The 25,463-nt window shown below is 73.8% G+C and carries 24 protein-coding genes; 15 read left to right on the top strand and 9 right to left on the bottom strand.

Annotated features, from left to right (window positions below):
* Nucleotides 1-6 precede the first annotated feature (6 nt).
* The 5 genes from PV410_RS19965 (at nucleotide 7) to PV410_RS19945 (ending at nucleotide 6,421) form a co-directional block, all read left to right on the top strand.
* Nucleotides 7-906 (top strand): glycoside hydrolase family 19 protein, encoded by a 900-nt coding sequence (locus tag PV410_RS19965; RefSeq protein WP_500326311.1) that lies wholly within the window; start codon nucleotides 7-9, stop codon nucleotides 904-906.
* A 342-nt stretch (nucleotides 907-1,248) separates the two neighbouring features.
* A complete protein-coding gene (locus PV410_RS19960) occupies nucleotides 1,249-3,012 on the top strand; it encodes an endonuclease/exonuclease/phosphatase family protein (protein WP_500326310.1) in 1,764 nt (587 codons plus the stop codon).
* Between the two features lie 27 nt (nucleotides 3,013-3,039).
* Nucleotides 3,040-5,007 carry a phosphocholine-specific phospholipase C gene (locus PV410_RS19955; protein WP_500326308.1) on the top strand — a complete coding sequence of 656 codons (1,968 nt, stop codon included), beginning with the start codon at nucleotides 3,040-3,042 and terminating at the stop codon, nucleotides 5,005-5,007.
* Between the two features lie 131 nt (nucleotides 5,008-5,138).
* Nucleotides 5,139-5,918 (top strand): GntR family transcriptional regulator, encoded by a 780-nt coding sequence (locus PV410_RS19950; protein ID WP_500326306.1) that lies wholly within the window; start codon nucleotides 5,139-5,141, stop codon nucleotides 5,916-5,918.
* 182 nt (nucleotides 5,919-6,100) lie between these two features.
* Nucleotides 6,101-6,421, top strand: coding sequence for a hypothetical protein (locus PV410_RS19945; RefSeq protein WP_500326305.1), 321 nt, complete (start codon nucleotides 6,101-6,103; stop codon nucleotides 6,419-6,421).
* Nucleotides 6,422-6,804: 383 nt separating this feature from the next.
* Here the strand turns inward: PV410_RS19945 and tmpA are convergent, their stop codons facing one another.
* The 3 genes from tmpA to PV410_RS19930 form a co-directional block, all read right to left on the bottom strand.
* Nucleotides 6,805-8,442, bottom strand: coding sequence for a 2-trimethylaminoethylphosphonate dioxygenase (gene tmpA, locus PV410_RS19940; RefSeq protein ID WP_500326303.1), 1,638 nt, complete (start codon nucleotides 8,440-8,442; stop codon nucleotides 6,805-6,807).
* A gap of 104 nt (nucleotides 8,443-8,546) precedes the next feature.
* Nucleotides 8,547-9,707 (bottom strand): homoserine O-acetyltransferase MetX, encoded by a 1,161-nt coding sequence (metX, locus tag PV410_RS19935; protein ID WP_500326526.1) that lies wholly within the window; start codon nucleotides 9,705-9,707, stop codon nucleotides 8,547-8,549.
* Nucleotides 9,704-11,068, bottom strand: a complete 1,365-nt coding sequence (locus tag PV410_RS19930) for a bifunctional o-acetylhomoserine/o-acetylserine sulfhydrylase (protein ID WP_500326301.1) — start codon at nucleotides 11,066-11,068, stop codon at nucleotides 9,704-9,706. Before PV410_RS19930 ends, metX begins: the two co-directional genes overlap by 4 nt.
* 587 nt (nucleotides 11,069-11,655) lie before the next feature.
* Between PV410_RS19930 and PV410_RS19925 the strand changes: the two genes are divergently transcribed.
* The gene (locus tag PV410_RS19925; RefSeq protein ID WP_500326299.1) at nucleotides 11,656-12,936 is read left to right on the top strand and encodes a sulfite oxidase; all 1,281 of its coding nucleotides are present in this window, start codon (nucleotides 11,656-11,658) and stop codon (nucleotides 12,934-12,936) included.
* Nucleotides 12,937-13,104: 168 nt separating this feature from the next.
* Nucleotides 13,105-13,776 carry an enoyl-CoA hydratase-related protein gene (locus PV410_RS19920; RefSeq protein ID WP_500326297.1) on the top strand — a complete coding sequence of 224 codons (672 nt, stop codon included), beginning with the start codon at nucleotides 13,105-13,107 and terminating at the stop codon, nucleotides 13,774-13,776.
* 25 nt (nucleotides 13,777-13,801) lie between these two features.
* On the opposite strand, the gene PV410_RS19915 is transcribed toward PV410_RS19920, so the two are convergent.
* Nucleotides 13,802-14,530, bottom strand: a complete 729-nt coding sequence (locus PV410_RS19915) for an SMI1/KNR4 family protein (protein WP_500326295.1) — start codon at nucleotides 14,528-14,530, stop codon at nucleotides 13,802-13,804.
* Nucleotides 14,531-14,590: 60 nt separating this feature from the next.
* Nucleotides 14,591-14,989 carry a YybH family protein gene (locus tag PV410_RS19910; RefSeq protein WP_500326524.1) on the bottom strand — a complete coding sequence of 133 codons (399 nt, stop codon included), beginning with the start codon at nucleotides 14,987-14,989 and terminating at the stop codon, nucleotides 14,591-14,593.
* Nucleotides 14,990-15,130: 141 nt separating this feature from the next.
* Between PV410_RS19910 and PV410_RS19905 the strand changes: the two genes are divergently transcribed.
* Entirely contained in the window at nucleotides 15,131-15,733 is a 603-nt protein-coding gene (locus PV410_RS19905; protein ID WP_500326293.1) for a GNAT family N-acetyltransferase, read from the top strand.
* A 9-nt stretch (nucleotides 15,734-15,742) separates the two neighbouring features.
* Here the strand turns inward: PV410_RS19905 and PV410_RS19900 are convergent, their stop codons facing one another.
* Together PV410_RS19900 and PV410_RS19895 are read right to left on the bottom strand one after the other, a co-directional pair.
* Nucleotides 15,743-15,931, bottom strand: a complete 189-nt coding sequence (locus PV410_RS19900; protein WP_326570932.1) for a DUF4236 domain-containing protein — start codon at nucleotides 15,929-15,931, stop codon at nucleotides 15,743-15,745.
* Nucleotides 15,932-16,028: 97 nt separating this feature from the next.
* The gene (locus tag PV410_RS19895) at nucleotides 16,029-16,778 is read right to left on the bottom strand and encodes a TetR/AcrR family transcriptional regulator (RefSeq protein ID WP_500326291.1); all 750 of its coding nucleotides are present in this window, start codon (nucleotides 16,776-16,778) and stop codon (nucleotides 16,029-16,031) included.
* Between the two features lie 61 nt (nucleotides 16,779-16,839).
* On the opposite strand from PV410_RS19895, the gene PV410_RS19890 reads away from it, so the two are divergent.
* Nucleotides 16,840-18,264, top strand: a complete 1,425-nt coding sequence (locus PV410_RS19890; protein WP_500326289.1) for a hypothetical protein — start codon at nucleotides 16,840-16,842, stop codon at nucleotides 18,262-18,264.
* Nucleotides 18,265-18,282: 18 nt separating this feature from the next.
* Here PV410_RS19890 and PV410_RS19885 read toward each other — a convergent pair whose 3' ends face one another.
* Nucleotides 18,283-19,434, bottom strand: coding sequence for a serine hydrolase domain-containing protein (locus PV410_RS19885; RefSeq protein WP_500326287.1), 1,152 nt, complete (start codon nucleotides 19,432-19,434; stop codon nucleotides 18,283-18,285).
* 178 nt (nucleotides 19,435-19,612) lie between these two features.
* On the opposite strand from PV410_RS19885, the gene PV410_RS19880 reads away from it, so the two are divergent.
* Complete coding sequence (locus PV410_RS19880) at nucleotides 19,613-20,875, top strand: FAD-dependent oxidoreductase (RefSeq protein ID WP_500326285.1); 1,263 nt, start codon at nucleotides 19,613-19,615, stop codon at nucleotides 20,873-20,875.
* 29 nt (nucleotides 20,876-20,904) lie between these two features.
* Here the strand turns inward: PV410_RS19880 and PV410_RS19875 are convergent, their stop codons facing one another.
* Nucleotides 20,905-21,495, bottom strand: coding sequence for a TetR/AcrR family transcriptional regulator (locus PV410_RS19875; RefSeq protein WP_500326283.1), 591 nt, complete (start codon nucleotides 21,493-21,495; stop codon nucleotides 20,905-20,907).
* A gap of 471 nt (nucleotides 21,496-21,966) precedes the next feature.
* Here PV410_RS19875 and PV410_RS19870 point away from each other — a divergent pair, with 471 nt between their 5' ends.
* The 5 genes from PV410_RS19870 to PV410_RS19850 all read left to right on the top strand — a co-directional run bounded on the left by PV410_RS19870 (nucleotide 21,967) and on the right by PV410_RS19850 (nucleotide 25,331).
* On the top strand, nucleotides 21,967-23,022 hold the full coding sequence (locus PV410_RS19870) for an aldo/keto reductase (RefSeq protein ID WP_500326281.1): 1,056 nt from the start codon (nucleotides 21,967-21,969) through the stop codon (nucleotides 23,020-23,022).
* Nucleotides 23,023-23,165: 143 nt separating this feature from the next.
* Entirely contained in the window at nucleotides 23,166-23,765 is a 600-nt protein-coding gene (locus PV410_RS19865) for a sulfite oxidase-like oxidoreductase (RefSeq protein ID WP_499515724.1), read from the top strand.
* Nucleotides 23,735-24,490 carry a ferredoxin reductase gene (locus PV410_RS19860; RefSeq protein ID WP_500326279.1) on the top strand — a complete coding sequence of 252 codons (756 nt, stop codon included), beginning with the start codon at nucleotides 23,735-23,737 and terminating at the stop codon, nucleotides 24,488-24,490. The genes PV410_RS19865 and PV410_RS19860 overlap by 31 nt, the downstream gene beginning before the upstream one ends.
* 37 nt (nucleotides 24,491-24,527) lie before the next feature.
* Nucleotides 24,528-24,863, top strand: a complete 336-nt coding sequence (locus PV410_RS19855) for a hypothetical protein (protein WP_500326278.1) — start codon at nucleotides 24,528-24,530, stop codon at nucleotides 24,861-24,863.
* Nucleotides 24,864-25,004: 141 nt separating this feature from the next.
* Nucleotides 25,005-25,331, top strand: coding sequence for a hypothetical protein (locus PV410_RS19850; RefSeq protein WP_500326276.1), 327 nt, complete (start codon nucleotides 25,005-25,007; stop codon nucleotides 25,329-25,331).
* The last annotated feature ends 132 nt before the right edge of the window (nucleotides 25,332-25,463 follow it).

Here is a 25,463-nt window from a genome sequence, read left to right as displayed (position 1 = left end):
ACGGTGATGCGACGTACCCTCGCCGCCCTGACCACCCTCACGGCCGCCGCCGGACTGGCGGTGGCGCTCCCCGCCGGCACGGCCTCCGCCGCGACCTGCGCCACGCCGTGGAGCGCCGGCGCCGTCTACACCGGCGGCATGACCGCCTCCTACAGCGGCCACAACTGGCAGGCCAAGTGGTGGACGCAGGGCGAGACCCCGGGCACCACCGGCGAATGGGGCGTCTGGGCCGACCAGGGCACCTGCGGCGGCGGCACGACCGACCCGGGCAACCCCGGCAACCCCTCCGGGTTCGTGGTCAGCGAGGCCCAGTTCAACCAGATGTTCCCGGGCCGGAACTCCTTCTACAGCTACAGCGGCCTGGTCGCCGCCCTCTCCGCGTACCCCGGCTTCGCCAAGACCGGGAGCGACACCGTGAAGAAGCAGGAGGCCGCCGCCTTCCTCGCCAACATCGCCCACGAGACCGGCGGACTGGTCTACATCGTCGAGCAGAACACCGCCAACTACCCCCACTACTGCGACACGAGCCAGCCCTACGGCTGCCCCGCCGGTCAGTCCGCCTACTACGGCCGCGGCCCGATCCAGCTCAGCTGGAACTTCAACTACAAGGCGGCCGGCGACGCCCTCGGCATCGACCTGCTCCACAACCCCTGGCTCGTCGAGCAGGACGCCGCCGTGGCCTGGAAGACCGGCCTCTGGTACTGGAACACCCAGAGCGGCCCCGGCACCATGACCCCGCACAACGCCATGGTGAACCAGGCAGGCTTCGGCCAGACGATCCGCTCCATCAACGGGTCCCTGGAGTGCGACGGCCGCAACCCGGCGCAGGTGCAGAGCCGCGTCAACAACTACCAGCGCTTCACCCAGATCCTGGGCGTCGCCCCGGGCGGCAACCTCACCTGCTGAACGCCTCGCCTGCGCGCAGCGGAACGTGCACCGTTGAACGGTGCATGACGCGGCCTCCCCCCGAGCGGCGGCCCGGGGGGAGGCCGCCGCTCGGGGTGCGGAACCCGTCGTGGAGCATGCCGATCCCCGTGACATCGCTGCTCAAGGCGGTCGTGGGGGCGGACGGCGGCCTGTCCCGCCGTGCGCGCCAACCTCAGATTTCCGCCTGATTCCCGGACGGCGGCAACCCGTCGTTCACGGGTTCGTCGCCGTGGGACGGCTTGCTGGGGGCGAAGTTATCTAGACAACTTTGCCCACCCGAACGCCGCCGCGGCGGCGCCGGGGCGGAGAGGACCCAACACCGTGCCATCCCTCTCACAGGTCGCCGCATCCGGAAGCAGCGTCGCGCTCGACTCCACGACGCCTCCGCAACGCGGCGACAAACTCACCTTCACCTGGTCGACGGACGCGCCCGACCCCAAGAACTGGATCGGCGTCTACGACGGGGACCGCCAGCCGGGCAGCGGCAGCGGCTCGCTGGTGTGGACGTACGTCACCGGAACCTCGGGGAGGACGACCCTCGACACCTCCGGGCTGAGCGGCGGCCCGTACACCGTCTACCTGCTGGCCAAGGACGGCTACGGCATCCTCGCCAAGACCGAGCCGTTCACCTTCGCCGGCCCGCCCACCGGCGACCTCGTCGAGCCGCGGACCCCCAAGCCCTTCGAGGGCGACAAGGTCTCCTTCCACTGGACGACGGACGCGCCCGACCCCAAGAACTGGATCGGCGTCTACGACGGCGACCGGGTCCCCGGCAACGGCGCCTCCCTCGCCTGGGAGTACACCCCCGCGGCGTCCGGCGACATCAGCATCGACACCTCCGGGCTGAGCGGCGGGCCGTACACGGCCTACCTGCTGGCCAAGGACGGCTACGGCATCCTGGCCCGCACCGCGCCCTTCAGCTTCGTGCCGCGTCCGGTCATCCCGCGTCCGCATGCGGTCGTGGACGCCGTCACCACCGCCGAGCAGACGGCGGGCACTTCCTTCTCCGTCGCGCTCGGCGGCCTGTGGATCCGGCCCGAGGGCAATGCCGAGGGCAGCGCGACCTTCAGGCGCGCCGGCGGCGACCCGTGGCTGACCGTCGCAGCGGACGGCACCGTCAGCGGCAAGGCCCCGGCCCTCGCGCCGCGCACCCCCGGCCGGCTGGTGGTCGCCGTCACCGACAGCGCCGTCGGCGGCGACACCGTCACCGTCCTGGTGCCGGTGCGCGCGAGCAGGGACCGGCTGACGCTGAAGGTCGCCACGCTCAACCTGTGGGACGCGGGCAGCCACATCGACGGCGCGCTGGAGAAGCAGCTGCGGCTGGTGCTGACCCAGGGCCTCGACGCCGTCGCGCTCCAGGAGTGCGGTGACGACGGCGCCCAGCGGCTCGCCGCCGCGCTCGGCTGGCACGTGCACCAGGCCGGCGGCCTCGGCATCGTGAGCCGCCATCCGCTCACCGGCACCGTCGCCCCCACCGCCTCGCTGCCGGCCGCCGCCGCGACGCTGCGGCTGCCCGGCGACCGCACCGTACGGCTGTGGACGGCACAGCTGGACGAGGCCGGCTACGGGCCGTACGCGGTGCTCGCGGGCCGCACGGCCGCGCAGGTCGAGGCGGCGGAGAAGGGCACCGCACGCTACCGGCAGACGCAGGCGCTGGTGGCCGCGATGCGCCGCGACATCGCCTCCCGCGGTCCCGTCGTGCTCGCCGCCGGCCTCGCCTCGCCGTCGCACCGCGACTGGACGAGCCGGACCTCGTCCGCGCACGGGGGAGCCAGCCGGCTCCGCTGGCCGGTCACCGAGGCCCTGGAGGACGCCGGCCTCACCGACGCCTTCCGCGCCGATCACTCCAGCCCCGTGAAGGACCCCGGCACCACCTGGTCACCCGTCAGGCCGCGGCGCGAGGACGGCGGCGCGGAGCCCCAGGACCGCATCGACCAGGTCCAGTACGCGGGCCCGCTCAAGGTCGTCGAGGCGCACACCCTGGTCACCGGCTGGCCCCGGCCCGTCCCGGACACCGCAGGCAACGGCTGGCCCTCCGACCACGCCGCCGCCGTCGTCACCTTCTCCCTGTCCGCCCGCGGCTGACCCCGAACGACCTAAGGAACCTTCCCCATGACCGAGTTCAGCCGCCGCGCATTCATCGGCACCGCCGCGGGAGCCGCCGCAGCCGTCGGGCTCCCCGGCACGGCCGAGGCCGCCGGGCACGGCCCGCGGCACGGCAGCATCGACGACGTCAAGCACGTGGTGATCCTGATGCAGGAGAACCGCAGCTTCGACCACTACTTCGGCACCCTCAGCGGCGTACGGGGCTTCGGCGACCGCCAGGCGGCCGTGCTGTCCAACGGCGACCCGGTGTTCCGCCAGCCCGCCCGCGGACGCGAGGAGGGCCACCTCCTGCCGTTCCGCATGGACACCACCAAGTACAACGCCCAGAACGCCGGCGGCCTCCCGCACGACTGGGACAGCGGCCACTCGGCCGTCAACAACGGCGCCATGGACAAGTGGGTGTCCGCCAAGGGCGAGCGCACCATGGGCTACTTCACCCGCGAGGACATCCCCTACCAGTACGCGCTCGCCGACGCCTTCACCCTCTGCGACGGTTACTTCTGCTCGCTGAACGGCCCCACCGACCCCAACCGCCTCTACCTGTGGACCGGCACCGCAGGCCCCGGCGTCGACGGCACCACCGGCCCGTGGACCGACAACACCCCGGTCACCGACAACCCGGTGGCGGACTGGACGACGTACGCCGAGCGGCTGGAGGACGCGGGCGTCACCTGGCGCGTCTACCACAACCCGGACGGTTCGGACGACCGCAACGGCGACTACGACGACAACGCCCTGTCGTACTTCAAGCAGTTCCACGAGTTCCCCAAGGACGACCCGCGCTACGTCAACGCCATGACGAAGTTCGACCTGACGGCGTTCGACAAGCACTGCAAGGACGGCACGCTGCCCACCGTCTCCTGGCTGGTGGCGCCGTACCTGTTCTGCGAGCACCCCGCGGCCAGCCCCGACTACGGCGCCCACTGGGTCAACACCGCGCTGCAGTCGCTGTTCTCCAACCCCGACGTGTGGAAGCACACCGTCTTCCTGCTCATGTACGACGAGAACGACGGCTACTTCGACCACGTCATCCCGCCGTTCCCCGAGCCGGGCACCAAGGACGAGTTCGCGAACGGCAAGGCCATCGGTCTGGGCAGCCGGGTGCCGCTGTGGGTCGTGTCGCCGTGGTCGCGCGGCGGCTGGGCCAACTCCCAGGTGTTCGACCACACCTCGGTGCTGCGCTTCCTCGAACGCGTCACCGGGGTGAAGGAGCCCAACATCTCGGACTGGCGGCGCACCGTCTGCGGCGACCTCACCAGCTGCTTCGACTTCACCAAACCCGACTACAGCATCCCCGCGCTGCCGGACACCCTCGCGCTGATGGCCAAGGCGGACGCCAACAACGCGCTGCCCGCGGTGAAGGTGCCCGACCGTTCGGCCATGCCGCAGCAGGAGGAGGGGCGGCGGCCGCACCGCCCGCTGCCGTACCGGCCGTGGGCCGACGTGACCGTCGACCGCGACAAGGGCAAGGTCACCTGCAGGCTGACCAACGACGGCACCGTCGGCTACCACTTCACCGTGCTGCCCAACACGGCGCTGCCCTTCACCGGCACGCCGTTCACGGTCCCGCCGCGCTCGTCGCGCACGTACGTGTGGGACGCGGCGGACACCGACGGCCGCTATGACTTCTCCGTGCACGGCGCCGACGGCTTCGTCCGCCGCTTCTCCGGGACGGTCGTCCCCGACGGCCAGGACGACGTCGCCGTGCCGGGGGTCGCGGCCACCCTGCGGCACGACGGGCGCCCGGAGCACGCGGCCGTCGAGTTCTACCTGCGCAACGACGGCGGCACCGAGGTGGCCTTCACGCTCACGCCGAACGACTTCGCCGGCAAGGAGCAGACCGTGTGGGTCAAGGCGGGCGACCGCACCCGGGTGACCTGGCGGACCGACGGCGGCCGTTACGACGTGACCGTCACCGCGGGCACCGGCACCCGCTTCGTCCAGCGGTACGCGGGAACCGTCCACTCCGTGTGAGGCACGCCGGAGGGGACGGGAGGCGGGGGTCGGGGGACGGGGGACGGGCCGGCGCCCGTCCCCTCCGGGTAGGGTCGGGGGAACCGCCCGCAGGGGCGGCCCGCACGGCACGAGCAGCGCAGGAGACCACGGTGCGGCAGGAGCAGGGCACCCCGGACGACGAGCTGCGCTACCGCAAGGTCGCGGCCGGACTCCGCGAGGCGATCATCGCGGGCGATTACGCCGCCGGCACCAAACTGCCCCCCGAGGGCACCCTCGCCGAGCGCTACGGCGTCTCCCGGGGCACGGTCCGGCACGCGCTGGCCGTGCTGCGCTCGGACGGCCTGGTCACCTCGCGCCGCGGCACCCGGCGCACGGTGCTCGGCGGCCCGCGGGCACAGAGCTTCTCGGAGCTGCTGAGCTTCACCAACTGGGCCCGCTCCATCGGGGAGACCCCGGGCGGCCGCGTGGACAGCGTGGTGCGGCGGCCCGCAGAGCTCTCCGAGGCCGATCAGCTCGGCCTGGAGGACGGCGCCGAGGTCTACCTGGTGCTGCGGGTGCGGACCCTGTCCGGGGAGCCGGTGATGGTCGAACGCTCCCTCTACCCGGCCCGGATCGGCGCGCTGGTGGCCGAACTGCCGCCCGACACGGTCTCGCACACCGAGGCCCTCGTCGCGCACGGCGTCCTGTTCACCGACGCCGACCACACCATCGACCTGGCCTGGGCCGACGCCGACGACACCCGCCTCCTGGACTGCCCGCCCGGGCAGGTCCTGCTGCGCGAGCGGCGCCGCACCACCGATCCGGAGGGCGCGCCGGTGGAGTGGTCCGAGGACCGCTACCTGCCCGGCACCATCGCCTTCACGGTGCATAACTCCGTGGCGGCCTCCACGCTCGGCCGCCGCCACAGCCCCCGTCCCGGGAAGGACTGAGTGTCCCGGGGCCTGGACCAGGTCACCGCCGCCCTCGCCCACCGCCTCGGCGCCATCGCCGGCGACCTCCGCGGTGACCTCTCCGACGAGCACGAGCGCTGGGTCCTGTACCGGCGGGCCCTGGACGACCCGGCCTGTCTGCCCGACCTGTACGACGCCGTGCCGTCGAACCCGACCCGAGCGTGGCCCTCGGCATCGTCCTGCACGTCCTCGGTCGCCTCCCGCCCTCCGGCCACTCGGCCTGGACCGACCGGCTCGGCACCGAGCGCGGCCGTGCGTACGCGGCCCGGCGCGCCCGCGAACTCGGCGTCCTGCAGAGCGCGTCGGTGACCGCCCTGCTCGGCGACGCATCCGTTCCGGATTCCTGGTCGGACTGGCTCCAACTGCGCCTCGCCGCGTCCTCGGACGAACCCGCGGTGCTGAACCGGCTGGCGGCCGCAGGCCGCACGCAGCGCATCCGCCGGCTGGCGACCGAGCGGGAGCGCTCGATCCGCCCGGTCTGATGCCCGGTGCCGAGCGCCTGGAGCAGGAGCATTCGCGTGCGGCAGCTGTTGCGGGGGCGAGATCGGGCTCGCTCTCGCCGTACCGGACGGCAAAGGTGAGCCCGATCCCGGGGAACCACCCGCAGACGCGGGTCACGGGGGGCGCGCCCACCACAGGCAGTGGGCGCGGCAACCGGCCATCTGCACCCGCGGACGGCAACGAGGCCCATGCCACCGGAGAGGCGGGCCGCTCCGGCGCCCGAACCCCGGCCATCCACCAGCCGCGCAGCGCCGGCCGGCCCCAGGCCGCCACCTTCCCCTCCGCAGCCCGCATCTGTGCCCCCGAAGGGCGTGAGACGGCGGGACGGCCGGACGACCGCCTCCGGCACCCCGGGGATTGCCGTCTACCCGCGCATCAGCGCGGCCAGCAGCGGGAGGAAGTGCGCGAAGGTCGGGGTGAGGGCGTCGGGGTCCTTCGCCTCCTCGTCCCAGCGGCGGACGGCGACCGCGTCGGCCGCGCCCGGCAGCCCGGCGAACTCGGCCGCCTGGCGGGGGGTCATCACACCGCCCTGGACCTCCAGGGTGTAGTTCGACGCCACCGACAGCCGGTCGTGGTACCCCGGTTCGACCGCGCACAGGTAGCGCTTGGCGGCCACGTGCAGCCGCACCGGTTCGGTGACCTCGGGCCCGAACCAGCGGCCCAGCAGGTCGGCGCCGGTGTGGCTATGCCGGTTGTCGTGGCCGGTCATCAGGTCCCGGCCGGTGACGACCCCGCCCTCCACGTGCCCGATGTCGTGCAGCAGCGCGGCGGCCACCAGGTGCGGCGGGGCACCGGCGGCCTCGGCCAGGGCTCCCGCCTGCAGCATGTGCTGGGCCATGGTGACGGGTTCGCCCAGGTACTCCGCGGACACCGCGCCCGCGAACAGTTCGGCGAGCGGCTCCAGGGTGTCCGCGCGGCGCAGCACGGCCAGGGTGCTCGCCAGCCCGTCCAGGTCGGCGTAGCAGCCCTGGAGGTGGCGCGCCCCGTCCTGGGCGAAGGCGGTGCGGGCGTGCAGCAGCCGGGTGTTGTCGAAGACCAGGCAGTCGCCGGGCGCGAGCCGCAGGTCCAGCTGCAGTTCGGGGCGGAGCAGCAGCTCGGCGAAGGTGCGGTAGGCCGTGTAGAACGCCTCCAGCTCGTCCGCGGCCATCCGCAGCGTGCCGATCGAGCGGTTGTTGAACCGCACCTCCCGCACGCGGCCCAGCGGGTCGGTGCCGATCAGCGGGCGGTCGGCCCGCAGTTCGGTCCCCGCGTCACGGAAGACGAACGGCACGGGCGTGCGGGTGAGCACGTCGTACGCCTCCGGGTCCTCGCGGCGCAGCAGCGCGGCCGCCGCGAAGCCGTCGACGAGACCGGAGTCGCCGCCGTCCGCGTCGTTGACCAGGCAGTGCAGCAACTGGAGCGTCGGAACGGGATCCCGGTACGGGTTGTCGGTGTGCGGCGTGATGGCGGCCGAGGTGAAGGCGAGGTTGTTCGGGTCCGGCTCGACGCGCACGTCGAAGAGCTTCCCGTAGTTGGTCTCGCGGACGAACCCGAAGGTCTCGGCCACCTCCAGCACCTGGCCCTCGCGCCCGGGCAGACCGCGCAGCAGCATGAAGCCGAGCCGCAGCACGGACTCCAGCATCCGGGCCCGCACACCCGGCTCGCCCACGTACTCCTCCCAGTCCGCCTCGGGCAGCCGCCCGGCGACCTCGCGCGCGGTCCACAGTTCCTTCCCGGCCTCGGTGCGCAGGTCACCGTGCCCGGTCCGGCCGGGCCGGGCGGCCTCCAGCCACGTCAGCGGGTACGACGAGCGGTGCCCGTCGGGCTCCCAGACCACGTCGACGGCGGGCGGGCCGTCCCCGGCGGCGTCGGCCGCCCGGCCCACCCGCAGCCCGGCGGGCAGGGAACCGATCTGGAACAGCTTCTGCCCGGACCGCGGGTCGCGGCACTCGGCGCAGGGGCAGTTGTCGCGGAGCCACATCGCCGGCAGGTCGCCGACGGGAAAACTGGACAGGGCGGACACGGTCACTCCTCGGGGCAAAGTTGTATAGCCAACTTCTCCGACCGTCACAGGCGGAGACGTCCCGGAGGTGACCGCGGCATGGCGCCGCGGCGAACGCCCGCCCCCTAAGGCCCCGCCCGGCCCAGCAGCTCCCCGACGAGTTCGCCGACCTGCGCGGTCTCGATGAGGAAGCCGTCGTGCCCGTACGGGGAGACCACGACCCGGACGGGCACCGCGCCGGGGATGCCGGCCGCCAGCTCCTCCTGCTGCGCGAGCGGGTAGAGGCGGTCGGAGGAGACCCCGGCGACCACGGTCCGCGCGGTCACCCGGCGCAGGGCGGCCCTCACCCCGCCGCGTCCGCGGCCGACGTCGTGCCCGTTCATGGCCTGGGTCAGGGCGACGTAGCTCCCCGCGTCGAAGCGCCGGACCAGCTTGGCCGCGTGATGGTCCAGGTAGGACTCCACCTGGTAGCGGCCGCCGCGCCACGGGTCCTCCGCCTCCTGCGGCGCGCGCCCGAAACGGGCGCCGAGCTCGGCTTCGCTGCGGTACGTCACATGGGCCAGCCGCCGGGCCAGGCCGAGCCCCGCGTGCGGGCCGTGCCCCGGCGCGGCGTCGTGGTAGTCGCCGTCCCGCCAGTGCGGATCGTCCCGGATGGCGTGCAGCTGCACGTTGGCCCAGGCGATCTGCTCCGCGCTCGCCGCGGCGGTGCAGGCGAGCAGCAGCAGCGCCTCCGTGCGTTCCGGCCGCGACACGGCCCATTCCAGGGCGCGCATCCCGCCCATGGACCCGCCCGCCACCAGCGCCCAGCGGCCGATGCCCAGCGCGTCCGCCACTTCGGCCTCGGCAGCGACCTGGTCGCGCTGCGTCAGCTGCGGGAACGCACCGCCCCAGCGCCGTCCGCCGGGCCGGCACGAGGACGGCCCCGTACTGCCCTGGCAGCCTCCCAGGACGTTCGGCGCCACCACGAACCACCGGTCGGTGTCGAGTGCGCGGCCCGGTCCGATCATCCCGTCCCACCAGCCCGGCGTGGGGTGACCCGGCCCGGCGGGCCCTGCGGCGTGGCTGTCGCCGGTGAGGGCGTGCAGGACCAGCACCGCGTTGGAGCGGTCCGGGGAGAGCCTGCCCCACGTCTCGTACGCGATCCGCACCCCCGGGAGCTCGCCGCCCGATTCCAGCGGCAGCGGCTTCTCCAGCGCGTGCCACCGGCGGCGGCCCGGCGGGTCCCCCTCCCGCCAGGCCCCGGAGGCCGGCGGGAGGGGGAGCGCGGCGGCAGGCGTGGTGTTCAGGACGCGCCCTTCGCGGCGCGGAACCCGGCCTCCAGGTCCGCCTTGAGGTCGGCGAGGTTCTCCAGGCCGGCCGAGAGGCGCACCAGTCCGGGCGAGGTGCCGGTGGCCACGAGCTGCTCCTCGTCCAACTGGCTGTGCGTGGTCGAGGCCGGGTGGATGATCAGGCTGCGGACGTCGCCGATGTTGGCCAGGTGGCTGAAGAGTTCGACCGCGTCCACGAACCGCTTGCCCGCCTCGACGCCGTCGCGCAGCTCGAAGGCGAGCACCGCGCCCGCTCCGCGCGGCAGGTAGCGCCGTGCCGCGGCGTGCCAGCGGTTGGACGGCAGCCCGGGGTAGTGCACGGCGGCCACCTCGTCACGCTGTTCCAGCCATTCGGCGAGGGCCTGGGCGTTGGCCGAGTGGCGCTCGATGCGCAGGCTGAGCGTCTCCACGCCCTGGAGGAGCAGGAAGGCGGAGTGCGGGGCGATGGCCGGGCCGATGTCCCGGAGCAACTGGACGCGCAGCTTGACCGCGTACGCCCCCGGGCCCAGGGCCGGCCAGTAGCGCAGCCCGTGGTAACTCGGGTCCGGGGCGCTGAAGTCCGGGAAGCGCTCGGCGTGGGCGCCGAAGTCGAAGCTGCCGCCGTCGACCACGACCCCGCCGATGGTGGTGCCGTGGCCTCCGAGGAACTTCGTCGCGGAGTGGACGACGACGTCCGCGCCGTGCTCGATCGGCCGCAGCAGGTAGGGCGTCGGCACCGTGTTGTCCACGATGAGCGGCACCCCCGCCTCGTGCGCGACGTCCGCGACCGCCCGCACGTCCAGGACGTTGCCGCGCGGATTGCCGAGCGTCTCCGCGAACAGCGCCTTGGTGCCGGGGCGGATCGCGGCGCGCCAGGCGTCGAGGTCGTCCGGGTCGTCGACGAAGGACACCTCGATGCCGAACCGGGGCAGGGTGTGGCGGAACAGGTTGTACGTGCCGCCGTACAGCGAGGTGCTGGACACGATGTGGTCCCCGGCGGACGCGACGTTCAGGACGGCCAGCGTCTCCGCGGCCTGCCCGGAGGCCAGCGCGACCGCGGCGACACCGCCTTCCAGGGCGGCGACCCGCTGCTCCAGGACGTCCTGCGTGGGGTTGTGGATCCGGGTGTAGATGTTGCCGGGCTCGGCGAGGGAGAACAGGTCGGCCGCGTGCTGCGTGTCGCGGAAGACGAACGACGTCGTCTGGTAGATCGGCACCGCCCGGGCTCCGGTCGTCGGGTCCGGCGCGGCGCCGGCGTGGATCTGCTTGGTCTCGAACGACCAGGCGGAGGTGCCGGGCCCGGTGCCGGGGCACTCCTCCGGGGTGTGGCCGGCGGTGACGGAGTCGATGGGCTGGCTCATGGTTCTCCCTCGGTGCGCATGTGGGTGCGGGTGCGGGGGCGGGCTCGGGCACGCCCAAGAGCAGCCGGGGACGGCAGGCGAACGCGTCCCGGGCAGGGGAAGGCAAGGAAGCGGAAGGGATGATCGGCGGCCGGTGACGGCGGCAGGAGGCCGGAAGCGCGGCGTCAGCGCTCGGCGCGACAGCCCATGCTGGTGACACGCACGTAGTCCACGTGGCGGCGGGTCACGAGCAGGGTCATGACGCAAGGTAACCACACGGAGGCGGAACGCACCAGCGGAACACCCGAGGTGACTTACCGTCAGCACGCCGTGCGGCGGGGCCCCGCCCGGCACCATGGCGATGGACTTCGGGGACGGGGCTGACGCCGAGTCGGACCGGCCCTACGATGAGCGCGTGAACTCGACCAGCCCGGCCATCACGGCCGCACGCACCGTCGGCACGCCGCGCGTTCCCGCGTCGCGCCGCTGTTGTCGCTGAGCGCTCAGGGTCGCCACCCCGCTCCGGTTCACCCCCCTTGTCACCGCGCCGCCGTGCGCGGTCCTCCGCACGTCCTCGGTCGTTCCCCGCCACTGGAAGCAGGACCGTCATGACCCGTGCCCCGCGCTCCACCGTTCCCGTCGACGAGGCCTCCTACGACCGCCTGCGGCTGCGCCAATGGCTCGCCGGACGGGCCCGGGGCGACGGGATGTCACGCCGTGAGGTGCTCACCCTGCTCGCCGCGGGCACCGCCGCCCTCGCCCTGCCCGGACCGGTGAGGGCCGCGGCCGCGACCTCCCCGGGAATCGTCAAGCCTCTGCCGGACGAGTGGTTCACCCTCCGCGGGACCAATGCCGAGACGAAGTGGGAGGCGCTGCGCGGGACCGGCTACCTGACCCCCGCCGAACGCTTCTTCGTGCGCAACCACACATCCACCCCCGTCGTCGACGCCGCGACCTGGCGGCTGAAGGTCTGGGGGAGCGGGCTGCGGGGCGGCCCGGGCCCGGACGACGCCGTGGAGTACGGCCTGGACGACCTGCGTGCGCTGCCGCCGGTGGAGCGCACCGCCTTCGTCGAGTGCGCGGGCAACGGCCGGAGCTTCTACACCTCCCAGCAGGGACAGACGGTCTCCGGCACCGCGTGGACCCTGGGTGCCGTCGGTGTCGCCCGGTGGCGCGGCGCGCGCCTGTCGGACGTGCTGCGGCGGGCGGGCGTCACCCGGCACGCGGTGGACGTCATGCCGCGCGGTCTCGACGGCGAGTACGTCACGGGCGGCGTCAGCCTGGGCCGCGTCCGCAGGCCCCTGCCCGTGGCGAAGGCGCTGGACGACGTGATCCTGGCCTACGCCATGAACGGTGCTCCGCTGCCGCACGACCACGGCCGTCCCGTGCGGGTGCTCGTGCCCTCGTGGGTGGGGATCTCCTCGGTCAAGTGGGTGGGTGACATCGAGGTCTCGGCCGAGCCGCTGTACTCGCCGTGGAACACCGACTTCTACCGGCTGTTCGGCCCCGGGTTCCCCGAGGCCGGCAGCGCGCCGCTCACTCGGCAGACCCTCAAGAGCGCCTTCGAACTCGAATCGGGGGCCGCATTCTCCGCGGGGGTCCGCAGCATCCTGCACGGCCGCTCGTGGTCCGGGGCCGGGGGAGTGCGGCAGGTGGAGGTCAGCACCGACGGCGGTGCCACCTGGCGGCGGGCCGCACTGCGCGACGTCCCGCGCCGGGACGGGTGGGTGCGCTGGACCGTCCCGTGGCGGCCGCGCACCCCGGGCCCGGCCGTGCTGCTGGCGCGCGCCACCGACACCGCGGGACGGACCCAGCCGGACGAGGCGGTGTTCAACACCCAGGGCTACTTCTTCGACGCCGTGGTGCGGCATCCGGTGGTCGTCGCCTGACGCGACGTCCTGGGTGAGGACAGGCCGCGCCGCTCCCTGTACAATGCGGTCCATCGAGGTTACCGGCCGGTAGGTATGCCGGTCGCGGAGCCAAGGCGGAAGCGCCCGCCCGGCTCCGCGTTCCCGCAGCCGCCCCGGCCGTCCGCCCCTTCGCCCCAAGGAGCAATCATGCCCACGCTCGACCGCCAGGACGACGTCTTCATCCTCGACCTCGGGGACACCGAGAACCGCTTCCACCCCGACTGGCTCGCGGCCGTCGACGCCCTGCTCGACGAGGTGGAGAAGGCCGAGGGGCCGCGGGCCCTGGTCACCGCGGCCACCGGCAAGTTCTGGTCCAACGGGCTCGACCTGGAGTGGCTGTTCGCCCACGCGGACCAGGCCGGCGCGTACGTCACGGGCGTGCAGGCCCTGCTCGCCCGTTTCCTGACCCTGCCGGTGGCCACCGTCGCCGCCCTGCAGGGCCACACCTTCGCCGCGGGCGCGATGCTCTCGCTGGCCCACGACTTCCGTGTGATGCGCGCCGACCGCGGCTACTGGTGCCTGCCCGAGGCGGACATCAACATCCCCTTCACCCCCGGCATGTCGGCCCTCATCCAGGCCCGCCTGCACCCGCAGACGGCCCACGAGGCGATGACCACCGCGCGCCGCTACGGCGGCCTCGACGCGCTGGCCGAGCGCATCGTGGACCGTACGGCGGGCGAGGACGAGGTCCGCGAGGCCGCCGTGGCCCTCGCCCGCCCTCTGGCCGGCAAGGCGGGCGCCACGCTCGGCACGATCAAGACCCGCATGTACGGCCCCGCGCTGGAGGCCCTCCGCCAGGAGGACGTCCCCCTCGGCTGAACCCGTACGCCGACGGGGCCCGGGGTCAGCGGGGGTCGTTGAGCCAGTCGCCCGGGAGGTCGTCGCGCACCCGGTCGAGCGCCTCCTCGGTGCGGGCCCGCGCCCACAGGCAGGTGCGGTCGTCCTCGCGGAGTATGACGTCGGGTCCGGCGTACCAGCGCGCACCCAGGTCCTCACCGGGCGGGTACGCGGGGAACGGCAGCGGGGTGAACCGCCCGTCCAGGGCGTCGAAGTGGGCCTCGTCGAGGTCGTCGCGGAAGTCGCAGAGCTCGAACGGCTCGTGCAGCGACTCCGACAGGACGATCTCGACGCAGGCCCACGAGAAGCGGTCCAGCCACGCCGACCACCGCTCGGCCTCCTTGTCCGCGAGGTCCGGCTTCATGACGACCGGCGGATCGGGCTTGTGCAGGTCGGCGAGGAGGATGCCCCACGACGCGGCGCCCTGGTTCTCGTACCGGAAGACCAGCGCCTCCTCGCGGGAGTCCACGTGGAGCTGCTCGGGCGCGAGCAGCGTGTCGTGGTTGCTGGTGAGGTCCGGGCGCCGCCCGAAGAGCCGGTAGGCGTCACGGAGCACGGCGGGCAGGGCGAAGCCCAGGCGCTCCTCGGCGGCGGTCAGTTCGGGCGCACCGTACCCGTCGCCCTCCTGCAGGGGCGCGAGCCAGTGCCCGGCGAAGCCGCGCACGAACCGTAGGGCCCTGGCCGGGTCCGTCATGCCCGCGGCCAGCTCCCGCCGCACGTCGAAGTCGTCTGTCATGCCGGGCACGCTATCGCGCCGCCGGACCACGCCCGCCCGCCGCGGACCGCGCGCGGCCGGTCAGCCTGCGTGGGGGAAGGAGTGGTGCTCGTGCACGACCACCCACCGGCCGTCCTGCCTGCGCAGCCCGAGCGTGAGGCGGAGCCGGATCCCGGGGTCCTGGGCGAAGTCCTCCGGGGTTCTGCAACGGAGCAGGGCGTACGCGAACGCCACGTCGTCGCCGGCGGTGACTTCCAGGGAGACGATCTCGAACGAGGCGCCGCGGGCCTGCCAGTCGAAGAACGGCGGCCACACCTGCCGGTACGCGGGCAGGCCGCGGACCCCGTCGTGGGGAGGCGGCACGTCGAACATCACGATGTCCTCGCCGTGGTCGGCGACCACGGCGTCCAGGTCGCCCCGGTGCACCGCCTCCGCCCAGCGCTCGATGAGCGCCCGGATCCGCGCCTCGTCGTCCCGCATGGTGCCGTCCTCCCGTGCCGCCGCCGCGGCGATCACCGTCCGTCGCCGTCCTGTCGGCCAAGGGTGATGGGGCGGAGGGGGCGGGTGGGCGGGAATCCGCGAGTTGGTGCGGCCGCGTGCCCGCCCGATTAGCGTGCGGATATGGCACTACGCTTCCCCGCTCCGGTCACCATCGACGGCCGGTACGCGCGGCTGGTCCCGCTCTCGCCGCTGCACGTCCCGGCGCTGTTCACCGCGGCGCGCGCCGACGAGGGGATGTGGCGCTGGCTGTCGACGACGCCCCCCGGTTCGCCCGGCGAGATGGCCTCGCTGGTGGAGCAGCGGCTGGCGCAGGCCGCGGCGGGGGAGTCCGTGGTGTTCGCGGTCGTCCCGCACGCCACGGAGCGCCCGTCGGGCTGGGCCGCGTACGTCGACGTCTCGGTCGTCGACGAGCGCGTGGACATCGGCTGGAGCTGGCTGGACCCGGCCCTGTGGGGCGGCCCGGTCCACCTGGAGACCCACTTCATGCTGGTGTACTACGCCTTCGAGGACCTGGGCTTCGGCCGCGTCCAGTGGCGCCTGGACGACCTCGACCTGCCGACCCAGGACGCGGTCTCCCGCATCGGCGGTATCCGCGAGGGCGTGCTGCGCCGGCACTGCCGCCGGGTCGACGGGTCGTGGCGCGACACCGTGTACTACTCCCTGGTCGCCACCGAGTGGCCGGCCGTGCGGGAGCGGTGGATGTCGGGCTGGATCCTCGAATGACGACGGGCCTCAGTGCCCCTTGCGCGTGCGGCGCCAGGAGAACGGCCCCGGGAGGTCGACGGATTCGGTGCGCTCACCGCGGGTGTTGACGGTGTGGTGGACGCCCTTGCTGCCCGTGGTGATGGACAGCGAGCGCTTGTTGATGTTCAGGCGGACGCCGGGCAGGATCCGGAACGACTTGCGGAAGCGAAGAGGCACGTGGTGCTCCTTTCCGAGGGTTCGGTCTGGAGTACGTGTGCCCTGCTGACGACCTTTCATCGGGGTCCGTTCCCGCGGGTGTCGCGGATGCCCGGTGTCAGGTCGCGCCGCCGCCCTCCGGCAGGCGTGCGGCGATGCCGTCGATGAGGAAGGCCAGGCTGAGCTCGAACTGCCCGTCCGCGTCCGGCCCGGAAGGGGCCTCCATCCACCGCGCGAGCAGCGGGTGCCGCCCGCCCGCCGCGGCCAGTTCGCGGGCGGCGGTGACGGCCGCGGCGAGCTGCTGCGGGGTGTGGATGCCGTGGCGGCGGCGCATGGCGAGCTCCTCGGCCTCCTGCTGCGCGCTGCCGAGGACGTGCCGGTCGAGGAGCGCCGCGTAGGTCATGGCCTCGCCGAGGGTGGCGCCCTGGTGCACGAGCACCTGGAGGACGAATTCGGTGCGGCGCATCATGTGCGGCCCCAGCGGCGGGCGCGTGGGGGCGAGCTGGGCGAACCACAGATGCCGCTTGACCGCGTCCCAGCTCCCGGCGGCCACCGCGTGCAGATCGGCCCGCCAGTCGGCGCCCGGCACCGGGGGCAGCGGGATCTCCGCCGTGACGGCGTCGAGCATGAGGTCGACCAGCCCGTCCTTGCTCATCACGTGACGGTAGAGGGCCATCGGCGTGTACGGGCCGAGCCGCTTGGCCACCGCGGCCATCGTGAGCGCCTGCGGGCCGCCCTCGTCGGCGACGGCGATCGCGGCGCGCACGATGTCGTCCCGCTCCAGCGGGCTCTGGCGGCGGCGCGGCGCGGGCTGCGTCCAGATCAAGGGGGCCGGGGCGCCTTCCGGGGTCTCCTGCGTCTCCTTCACGGGGGAAGTTTATAACGTCAGCTAAAGTATATGACGTATACGCAAGAGCGAGGGAGCAGTCATGAGCCAGCCCACCGCACCGGCCGGGATCCGCCTCGGCGTCGTCAGGGGCATCAGCTACGGGATGTTCGGAGCGCCGGACAGCTTCGTGCCGGAGACGCGGGAGCTCGGCGCGAGGCTGGTGCGCGTCTTCCTCTACTGGGGGCAGGTCGAGCCGGAACCCGGACGGTACGACTGGTCCGTCGTCGACGCCGTCCTCGGGCAGCGCGACCCGGCGGCCGAGCTCTGGGTCACCGTCTGTTCCAGCTCCCCGTGGGCGACCCGGCAGCCCACCGGCTTCCTCCCGTCCTCGCCCGCGCTCGACCCCGCCGGGTACGAGCGCTTCGTCGGCGACCTGGTCACCAGGTGCCGGGGCCGCGTGGACCACTGGCAGTGCGGCAACGAGCCCAGCAACACCGGACTCCTGTGGGCCGGCAGCGCGGCGGAGTACGTCGCACAGCTCACCGCCTTCCACCGCGCCGTACGCGCCGCGGACCCGGCAGCGTCGGTCGTCCTCGGCGGCTGCGGCCACGACGTGCTGTCCGGCCCCGCGGACGGCGAGGCCCGGCGGTTCTTCGACCACGTCGTCGAGCACGGCCGCGACGCCTTCGACCTCTTCGACGTCCACCTCTACGGGGACCCGCACGCGATCCCGGACCAGATCGCCCAGGTGCGCGCGATGATGCGGCGGCACGGATACGAACGCCCGGTGGTGGCGGGGGAGTACAACGGCCCCACCCTCTTCGAGTTCCCCCGGGCCCAGGCGGAACTCGAGCGGGCGATGACGGCCGCCTTCACGGGGGCGGCGGAGCCTGGCGAGGCGCCGGACCGCGCGACCATGCGCCTGCTCTACGAACGCTCCCCCGAACTCCCGCCGGAACTGCGTATGTTCATGGAGGACTGCCCTCCGGAGCTCGCCGCGCGCCGCGACCGCATCAACCGCCGCCAGATCGTCACCCGCACCGTCCTGGCCCTCGCCTGCGGTGTCACCCGCACGGCCTGCTGGAACCTGGCCCCGGAGATCCCCGGCTACCGCGACCGCCTCAACCTCATGGGCTTCCTCTTCGGCAGGCTCGCCCTGCTGGACTACGAGGGCACCGCCCTGACCCGGCGCCGCCCCGCCGCCGACGCCTTCGCCCTCCTGGCCGCGTACCTCGACGGCGTCACGGCCGTCCGCCGCCTCGCCACGGAGGACCGGTCCGGCCTGTACGCCTTCGAGGTGTCCCGGGAGGGCCGCGGCGCGCTCCAGGTCCTCTGGCGCTCCGGCGATCCCTACACCGGCGAGGACGCCCCGGGGACCCTCGTCGACCTCCCCTGGCCCCCCGCCGCCGCCCACGCGGTCGACGCCTTCGGTGCCGTCGTCCCGCTGCACCGCGCCGACGGCACCGTCGGCGTCCCGCTCTCGGTCACCCCGGTCTTCCTCTCGACGGAGTCCCGGGAGGCGTGACCGGGCGGCCCCGGCGGCTCAGGCCCCGGCCGCGTAGGCCCAGAAGGCGCGCATTGTCGCCGGGGCGGCCGGGCCGGTCAGTTCGACCTGCGTGAGCAGCACCGTCACGGTGTCCGTGGACGGCGTGATGTGCGCCGCCGTGCCGGTGCCGCCGATCCAGCCGTAGCGTCCCGGTACGTTCCACGGGGCGACGGCCGCGACGTCCACCGAACCGCCGAAGCCCCAGCCCTGCCCTTCCAGGAAGACCGCGCTCGCGTCGCGTTCGGCGGGCGGCAGGTGGTCGGTGGTCATCAGCCGTACGGACTGCGCCGACAGCAGCCGGCGGCCGCCCGCGGTGCCTTCGGCGAGGAGCATCCGGCCGAAGGCGTACCAGTCGTCGGCGGTCGACACCAGGCCGCTCGCGCCGGACGGGAACGCCGGAGGGGTGCTCCACTGCCCGTCGGGGGCGTCCACCAACTCCAGCCCTCCCTGCGGATCCGGGCGGTAGAAGGCGGTGAAGCGGCCGAGGCCGGCACGCGGCACGGCGAAACCGGTGTCGGTCATGCCGAGCGGCTCGAAGATCCGCTCGGACAGGAACTCGTCCAGCGGGCGGCCCGACACCCGGGCGACCAGGACGCCCTGGATGTCGGAGCAGGTGTTGTAGAGCCAGGCCTCGCCCGGCTGGTGCAGCAGGGGGATCCCGGCCAGCGTCGCCATCCAGGCGTCCGGTGCCATGACCTGCTGCGGCCGCGGCGGGCCCTGCTTGAGCTCGCCGAACAGCGGGGCGAGCGCGGGCAGGGAGAAGTCCGCGGGGAAGCCGTAGCCCGCGCGCGAGGCCAGCAGGTCGAGGACGGTGATGGGCGCCGCGGCCGGCACCACGTCGTCGAGCGGACCGGCCGGGGTGCGGACGACCATCGGTTCGGCCAGTTCGGGCAGCCATGCCGCGACGGGGTCCGACAGGGCGATCCGTCCGTCGTCGACGAGCATCATGACCGCCGCCGCGACGACCGGTTTGGTGATCGAGGCGATGCGGAAGAGCGAGTCCCTGGTCATGGGGGTGGGGTCCCCGACGGCGAGGGTCCCCGCGGCCGCCACCTCGACCCGGTCGCCGCGCGCCACCAGGCCCACGGCCCCCGGCACCGATCCGTCGTCCACGAACGCCTGCAGGATGTCGTGCAACCGCTGCTCCATCGCTCCACCTTCCCTCGTACGCCGTCACGGAGAGGACTCCCGCCACGGCGCGGACTCATCGGTCCGCCGCCGTGCGGCCCGTTCGGCGGTGTGTTGCAGGGGCGGCACCCGGGCGTCCGCGTAGCGTACGGAAAGCTGGCCCGTATCGGGGTGTACACGGAGGAAAGGCACCGGATCCATGCAGCAGGAGCGCGGTGGCCGCTGTGACGTGATCGTGGTCGGGGCGGGCGCCGCCGGGCTGGCGTGCGCGGCGGACCTCGCCGTGGCGGGCCTGACGGTGCGGGTCCTTGAGGCCTCGGACGGAGTCGGCGGCCGGATGCGCACCGACCGGCACCGCGGCTTCCTCCTCGACCGCGGCTTCCAGGTCTTCAACACCTCCTACCCCCAGGTGAAGCGGCGCCTGGAGCTGGAGCCGCTGCGGCTGCGGCCGTTCACCCCCGGCGTCCTGGTGCACACCTCCGGCGGGCGACTGCGCTTCGCCGACCCGACCCGCCCGCCGTACGCGACCGCCGACCTGCTGCCGGGACGGCTCGCGTCGGGACGGGACCTGGCGGCGCTGGCGGTCCTGAGCGCCCGTGACATGGCGCTGCCCGCGGGAAGGCTGCGCGCGGGCGCGGACACCACGACGCTCACCGCGCTGGCCGCGGCGGGCATCTCGGCCGAGCTGGTGGAGACCCTGTTCCGGCCGTTCCTGTCGGGGGTCTTCCTGGAGGACGAACTGGAGACCTCCAGCCGCTTCTTCCACTTCGTGTGGCGCAGCATGCTGCGGGGCACCCTCGCCCTGCCCGCCGAGGGGATCGGTGCCGTGCCCGTCCAGCTCGCCGGGCGACTTCCCGGGGACACCGTCCGCACCGAGGCCCCGGTGCGCGAACTGACCGGCGACGGGGTGCTGCTGGAGGACGGCACGGACGTCACCGCGCCCGTCGTGGTGGTGGCCACCGGACCGGGGGCGGCCGCACGGCTGCTGCCCGGTCTCACCGTCCCGCCGACGCGGACCGTGACGACGTACTACCACGCCGCCGACCGGTCGCCGCTCGCCGAACCGACGCTGATGGTGGACGAACGCCGTCGCTTCCTCAACACCGTGGTCCTCACCGAAGTGCAGCCCGGACTGTCCCCGGACGGCCGGGCCCTGGTGGCGACCTCCGTGCTCGGCGCGCCGGGCCCCGCCGACGAGCCCGCCCTGACCGCGGCGCTGTCGGACGCGTACGGCACGGACGCCTCCGCCTGGGAGCCGCTGCACCGCTGCACCGTGCGCGAGGCGCTGCCCGCGATGCCGGCACCGCACCCGATGACCCGCACCACCCGCTTCGCGCCGGGGCGCCACGTGTGCGGCGACCACCGGGCTACCGGGTCGCTCCAGGGCGCGCTGGCCTCGGGCACGCGGGCCGCCCGCGAGGTGCTGTCGGACCGGCGCCGCGCGGCGACACGGCTGCGCTGAGGCGCCGGGACGGCCGGGGCGCGGGGCGCTCAGTCGATCGCGGCGTCCACGAGCGCGACGGCGATGGCGCGGGCGTGGGCGCCCGGCCCGGTGGCGTTCAGCGCGGTACTGCGGGCGACGGCGCCGTCGTAGAGCAGGGCGAGCCGTTCGCCGAGCGCCTCGGGGTCGTGGGCCCCCGCCACCCGTGCCAGGGCCGTCAGCCTGCGGGCGAACTCCCTCTTGTAGGCGGCCACCAGCAGGTGCACCGGGTGGTCGGGGTCGGGCACCTCGACGGCGGCGTTCAGGAAGGGGCAGCCGCGCAGCGGTCCGTCCGTCCGCCCCGGCGGCCAGTCGAAGATCGCCAGGAGTTGCTCCCGCGGGTCCGGGCAGGGCTCGCCGGGGATCACCTCGGCGGGGAGCAGGCCGTCCTCGAGTTCGCGCAGATAGGCCTGGACGAGGTCGTCCTTGCTCGCGAAGTGCGTGTACAGGGTGCGCTTCGACACGTTGGCGACGGTGGTCAGCTGGTCCATCCCGGTCGCGTTGACCCCCTGGGCGGTGAACAGCTCCGTCGCCGCCTTGAGGATCCGCTCCCGGGCGCCTCGGCCACTGCGCCGGCGTACGGGGGAGGGTGCGTCGCTCATGCCGTTAAGGATACCGATCGTTTTACTTCACCGGAAACGGCTGTTACGGTGGAGCGCGTAAGGAGACCGATCGGTTTACTTAAGGGCTCGGCGGACCCTCGCGCCGCTTCGTCCCGCGGACGCGGGCCGTGTCCCCGCGCACGCCTCCGCTTCCTGCCGCAGTGCCGCGGCGCCCCCTGTTGTCCCCGTCGACCGGGCCGCCCGGCCCGCGTACGGCGCGACCGTGCCTCTTCCCCGGAGACAGACCCATGACCCGTACCCCCTCGGACCCCGCCGGCGGCACCGCCGTCGTGCGGGCGCCCGCCCCCGGTGGCCCGGCGGCCGCGCGCCGCGCCCCGTGACGCGCCAACGGAGTTGACACCGCCCGCGACCACTCCCCAGTGACCACCCGCCACTGACCCCCCAGTGACGACCCCCGCGGAACACCGCACATCACCCCCCACGACAGCACCACCCCGTCAAGGAGAACTGATGCGTTACACGACCTTCGGACACCGGACCGGACTGCGCGTCTCGGAGTACGCCCTCGGCACCGGCAACTTCGGCACCCGCTGGGGCGCCGGCGCCGACCCGGACGAGTCCCGCCGGATGTTCGACAGGTTCGCCGAGGCCGGCGGCACCTTCCTCGACACCGCCGACAACTACCAGTTCGGCGAGTCGGAGGAACTGCTCGGCCGCTTCATCGCCGCCGACCGCGACCACTTCGTCGTCGCCAGCAAGTTCAGCGTCGCCTCGACACTGCAGGTGGACATCTCCAGGACCGGCAACAGCCGCAAGAACATGATCCACTCGGTGGACGCGAGCCTGAAGCGCCTCGGCACCGACTACATCGACCTGTACTGGGTCCACTTCCCGGACGACCTGACGCCGATCGAGGAGATCCTGCGCGGCCTGGACGACCTGGTGAGCTCCGGCAAGATCCTGCACGCCGCGCTGTCGAACTTCCCCGCCTGGCGCGTCTCCCGCGCCGTCACCCTCGCCGAGCTGAAGAACTGGGCCCCCGTCGCCGGCATCCAGGTCGAGTACAGCCTCGTGGAGCGCACCGCGGACCGCGAGGTGCTGCCGATGGCCGAGAGCCTCGGGCTGGGCGCCGCCCTGTGGTCCCCGCTCGGCGGCGGCCTGCTCACCGGCAAGTACCGCGGCGGCGACGAGGGCCGGCTCAGCGACCTGAAGACGCTGATCCACACCGAGTCGTCCGCCCAGAAGACCGCGGTCGTCGACACCGTCCTGGACATCGCCAAGGAGACCGCGGCCACTCCGGCGCAGGTGTCCGTGGCCTGGCTGCGCGAGCGGGGCGCCCGCGCCGCGACGTCCTTCGTGCCGATCATCGGCCCGCGCAACACCGCCCAGCTCGAGGACTACCTCGGCGCACTCGACGTGCAGCTCACCCCGGAGCAGTACACGCGGCTGAACGAGGTCAGCGCCGTACCGCTCGGCGCCCCCCACGAGGCCACCGCCGGCGTGCTGGAGCGGGTCCGCGGCGGCGACTCCTCCCTGGTGGTCGAGCCGCCCCGGCCGGTCGCCTGACCCCCAGTGACGGCGCGGCCCCGGTCACGACCGACCGGGGCCGCGCCCGCCCGGGGCTCCGGTGGACCGGATTCCCCCGGTCCGCGATGCTGGGGTTCCGCACCACGACTGCGGGGCGGCGAGGAGAGGAAGGACGGCGCGGCATGCCCATCATCTCGCGGGGATTCCACGGCCGGCGCCCCACATCGGGCAACGAACTCCCGCCGGGACAGTACGAGACCTTCGACTTCCCCGTCATGTCCGCAGGACCCACCCCGCGGATCACCCGGGACGACTGGGAGTTCACCGTCACCACCGAGGACGGCACCCGCCACCGGTGGGACTGGGCGGAACTCATGGCACTGCCGGCCGAGACGCCGACCGTCGACCTGCACTGCGTGACCAAGTGGTCGAAGTTCGGCACCCACTGGCGGGGCGTCTCCCTGGACGTGCTGCTCGCCGACGTCGAGACCGCCGCCGAGTACGCGCTGGTTCACTCCTACGGCGGCTACACCACCAACCTGCCCCTGGAGGACCTCCTCGACGGGCAGGCGTGGATCGCCCACGAGTACGACGGTGACGAGCTCGCCCCGGAGCACGGCGGCCCCGCCCGGCTGCTGGTCCCGCACCTGTACCTGTGGAAGTCGGCGAAGTGGGTCCGCGGCATCCGGCTGCTCCTGGACGACGAGCCGGGCTTCTGGGAGAGCGTCGGCTACCACGACTACGGAGACCCATGGCGCGAACAGCGGTACCAAGGCGACTAGGCGACCGTCTGCGCTGGCAGGCCGCCGAACTGGTGGAGCGGCGCGCCGAGTCCGAGGCGGCGTGGACCCTCGTGTTCGACGTGCCCGGCTGGCCCGGCCACCTGCCCGGACAGCACCTCGACGTCCGGCTCACCGCGGAGGACGGCTACAGCACCCAGCGCAGCTACTCCCTGGCGTCCGCGCCCGACGGCGACCGGATCGAACTGACCGTCCAGCGCGTCGAGGACGGCGAGGTCTCGCCCTACCTGACCGACGACCTCGCCGTCGGCGACGCCGTCGAGATCCGCGGCCCCGTCGGCGGCTGGTTCGTCTGGCGCCCCGAGCAGACCGAACCGGTCCTGCTGGTCGCGGGCGGCTCCGGGCTCGTCCCGCTCATGGCGATGGTCCGCGCCCGCGCCGCGGCGGGCAGCCGCGCGCCGTTCCGGCTGCTGTACTCCGTGCGCACGCCCGGGGACCGGTTCTACGCGGCCGAACTGGACCGGGGCGAGCCCGGTCTCGACACGACGTACGTCCACACCCGCTCGGCGCCGGACGGCGGGACCCGCCCCGCGGGCCGGCTCCAGGCGCGCGACCTGGCCGAATGGGGCTGGCCCGCGGACTTCGAGCCCACCTGCTACGTGTGCGGCCCCACCGGCTTCGTCGAGACGGCCGCGGGCCTGCTGGTGGCCCTGGGCCACTCCCCGGACCGGATCCGCACCGAGCGTTTCGGTCCCAGCGGGGGATGACCTCGCGCCACCGCACCGGAAGGAGACCACCCCGCCCATGACCGAGCGCTACGCCGCCCGCGTGATCGAGGTGCCCGACGAGGGCATCCGCCTCCACCCGACGGAGGGCTCGGCACCGCCCGAGCAGCCGACCGAGGTCAACCTGCTCGGCATGGCCGTCGCCATGGCCCTCGGTGCGGCCGGCTACGAGCACCACCCCACCCTGCGCGACCCCCGGTTGCAGACCCTGGACGCGCTGCTCGCGGGCGAGGCCGTGATGCCCTGGCGTCCCCCCGCCGCCGAGACCGGGACCGCTGCGTACGTCGAGTGCGAGCGGTCCGGCTCCGGTGTCTTCACGTGCGCGGTCCGGTACCGGCCCGCCGACGGGGCCTGAGCGCTGCCCGTGCCCCTGGGGGTGGTACCGCGGTTCCCAGGTTCACCGGGGCCTCCCCGACCTGCGATGGAGGGCGCCGCGCCCGCTGTTCCAACGGATCGACGGGTGGTGGTCCGGAGACGGACGCCACGGAGACCGCGGATGAGGAGAGCAGTGCCGATGCTTGCCACCGTCACCGCCCCCGAGGACCGATGGTTCGTGGGATTGCGGTTCAGCACGGCCCGGGGTGCCGTGCGCAGCCACTACTACGTGGTCGGCGAGGCCGCCGACGCGGAGGACGCCGTGCGGACCGCCATGCTGCGCGCCGCGGACGCGTACGAGTGCGCGGCGCGGGGGAACGCCGTGATCGACGGCGTCGAGGTGCGCCGTCTGCGCTGGAACCCCCTGGGCTGGGCCTACCTCACCGCCTCGGACCGGGACGCCGGCGCAGCCCTGTACCTCGGGCACGGCGCCACGGCGGACTCCTGACCCTCGGCCGGGCGGGGGACGGAGGCGGGACGGCGTGGAGCACCTGATCACCCGGGACGACTCCGGGCGCATCCCTCTCGACCGACCCGAGCCGCTGCGCAGAGTGGGCCTGGGACAACCTGTTCCTGGGCC

It is taken from the genome of Streptomyces sp. PA03-5A, from assembly GCF_033792725.1.
GTDB lineage: Bacteria > Actinomycetota > Actinomycetes > Streptomycetales > Streptomycetaceae > Actinacidiphila.
This window is presented reverse-complemented; position numbering and strand designations above follow the sequence as displayed.

Bases quoted from the DNA above. Each gene is read 5' to 3' on its own strand.
- PV410_RS19930 (WP_500326301.1), bottom strand. From the start codon at position 11,068: ATGAGCCAGCCCATCGACTCCGTCACCGCCGGCCACACCCCGGAGGAG.
- PV410_RS19920 (WP_500326297.1), top strand. From the start codon at position 13,105: ATGCCCACGCTCGACCGCCAGGACGACGTCTTCATCCTCGACCTCGGG.
- PV410_RS19910 (WP_500326524.1), bottom strand. From the start codon at position 14,989: ATGCGGGACGACGAGGCGCGGATCCGGGCGCTCATCGAGCGCTGGGCG.
- PV410_RS19875 (WP_500326283.1), bottom strand. From the start codon at position 21,495: ATGAGCGACGCACCCTCCCCCGTACGCCGGCGCAGTGGCCGAGGCGCC.
- PV410_RS19905 (WP_500326293.1), top strand. From the start codon at position 15,131: ATGGCACTACGCTTCCCCGCTCCGGTCACCATCGACGGCCGGTACGCG.
- PV410_RS19870 (WP_500326281.1), top strand. From the start codon at position 21,967: ATGCGTTACACGACCTTCGGACACCGGACCGGACTGCGCGTCTCGGAG.
- PV410_RS19955 (WP_500326308.1), top strand. From the start codon at position 3,040: ATGACCGAGTTCAGCCGCCGCGCATTCATCGGCACCGCCGCGGGAGCC.
- PV410_RS19865 (WP_499515724.1), top strand. From the start codon at position 23,166: ATGCCCATCATCTCGCGGGGATTCCACGGCCGGCGCCCCACATCGGGC.
- PV410_RS19925 (WP_500326299.1), top strand. From the start codon at position 11,656: ATGACCCGTGCCCCGCGCTCCACCGTTCCCGTCGACGAGGCCTCCTAC.
- PV410_RS19880 (WP_500326285.1), top strand. From the start codon at position 19,613: ATGCAGCAGGAGCGCGGTGGCCGCTGTGACGTGATCGTGGTCGGGGCG.
- PV410_RS19850 (WP_500326276.1), top strand. From the start codon at position 25,005: ATGAGGAGAGCAGTGCCGATGCTTGCCACCGTCACCGCCCCCGAGGAC.
- PV410_RS19860 (WP_500326279.1), top strand. From the start codon at position 23,735: ATGGCGCGAACAGCGGTACCAAGGCGACTAGGCGACCGTCTGCGCTGG.
- PV410_RS19885 (WP_500326287.1), bottom strand. From the start codon at position 19,434: ATGGAGCAGCGGTTGCACGACATCCTGCAGGCGTTCGTGGACGACGGA.
- PV410_RS19915 (WP_500326295.1), bottom strand. From the start codon at position 14,530: ATGACAGACGACTTCGACGTGCGGCGGGAGCTGGCCGCGGGCATGACG.
- PV410_RS19890 (WP_500326289.1), top strand. From the start codon at position 16,840: ATGAGCCAGCCCACCGCACCGGCCGGGATCCGCCTCGGCGTCGTCAGG.
- PV410_RS19965 (WP_500326311.1), top strand. From the start codon at position 7: ATGCGACGTACCCTCGCCGCCCTGACCACCCTCACGGCCGCCGCCGGA.
- PV410_RS19855 (WP_500326278.1), top strand. From the start codon at position 24,528: ATGACCGAGCGCTACGCCGCCCGCGTGATCGAGGTGCCCGACGAGGGC.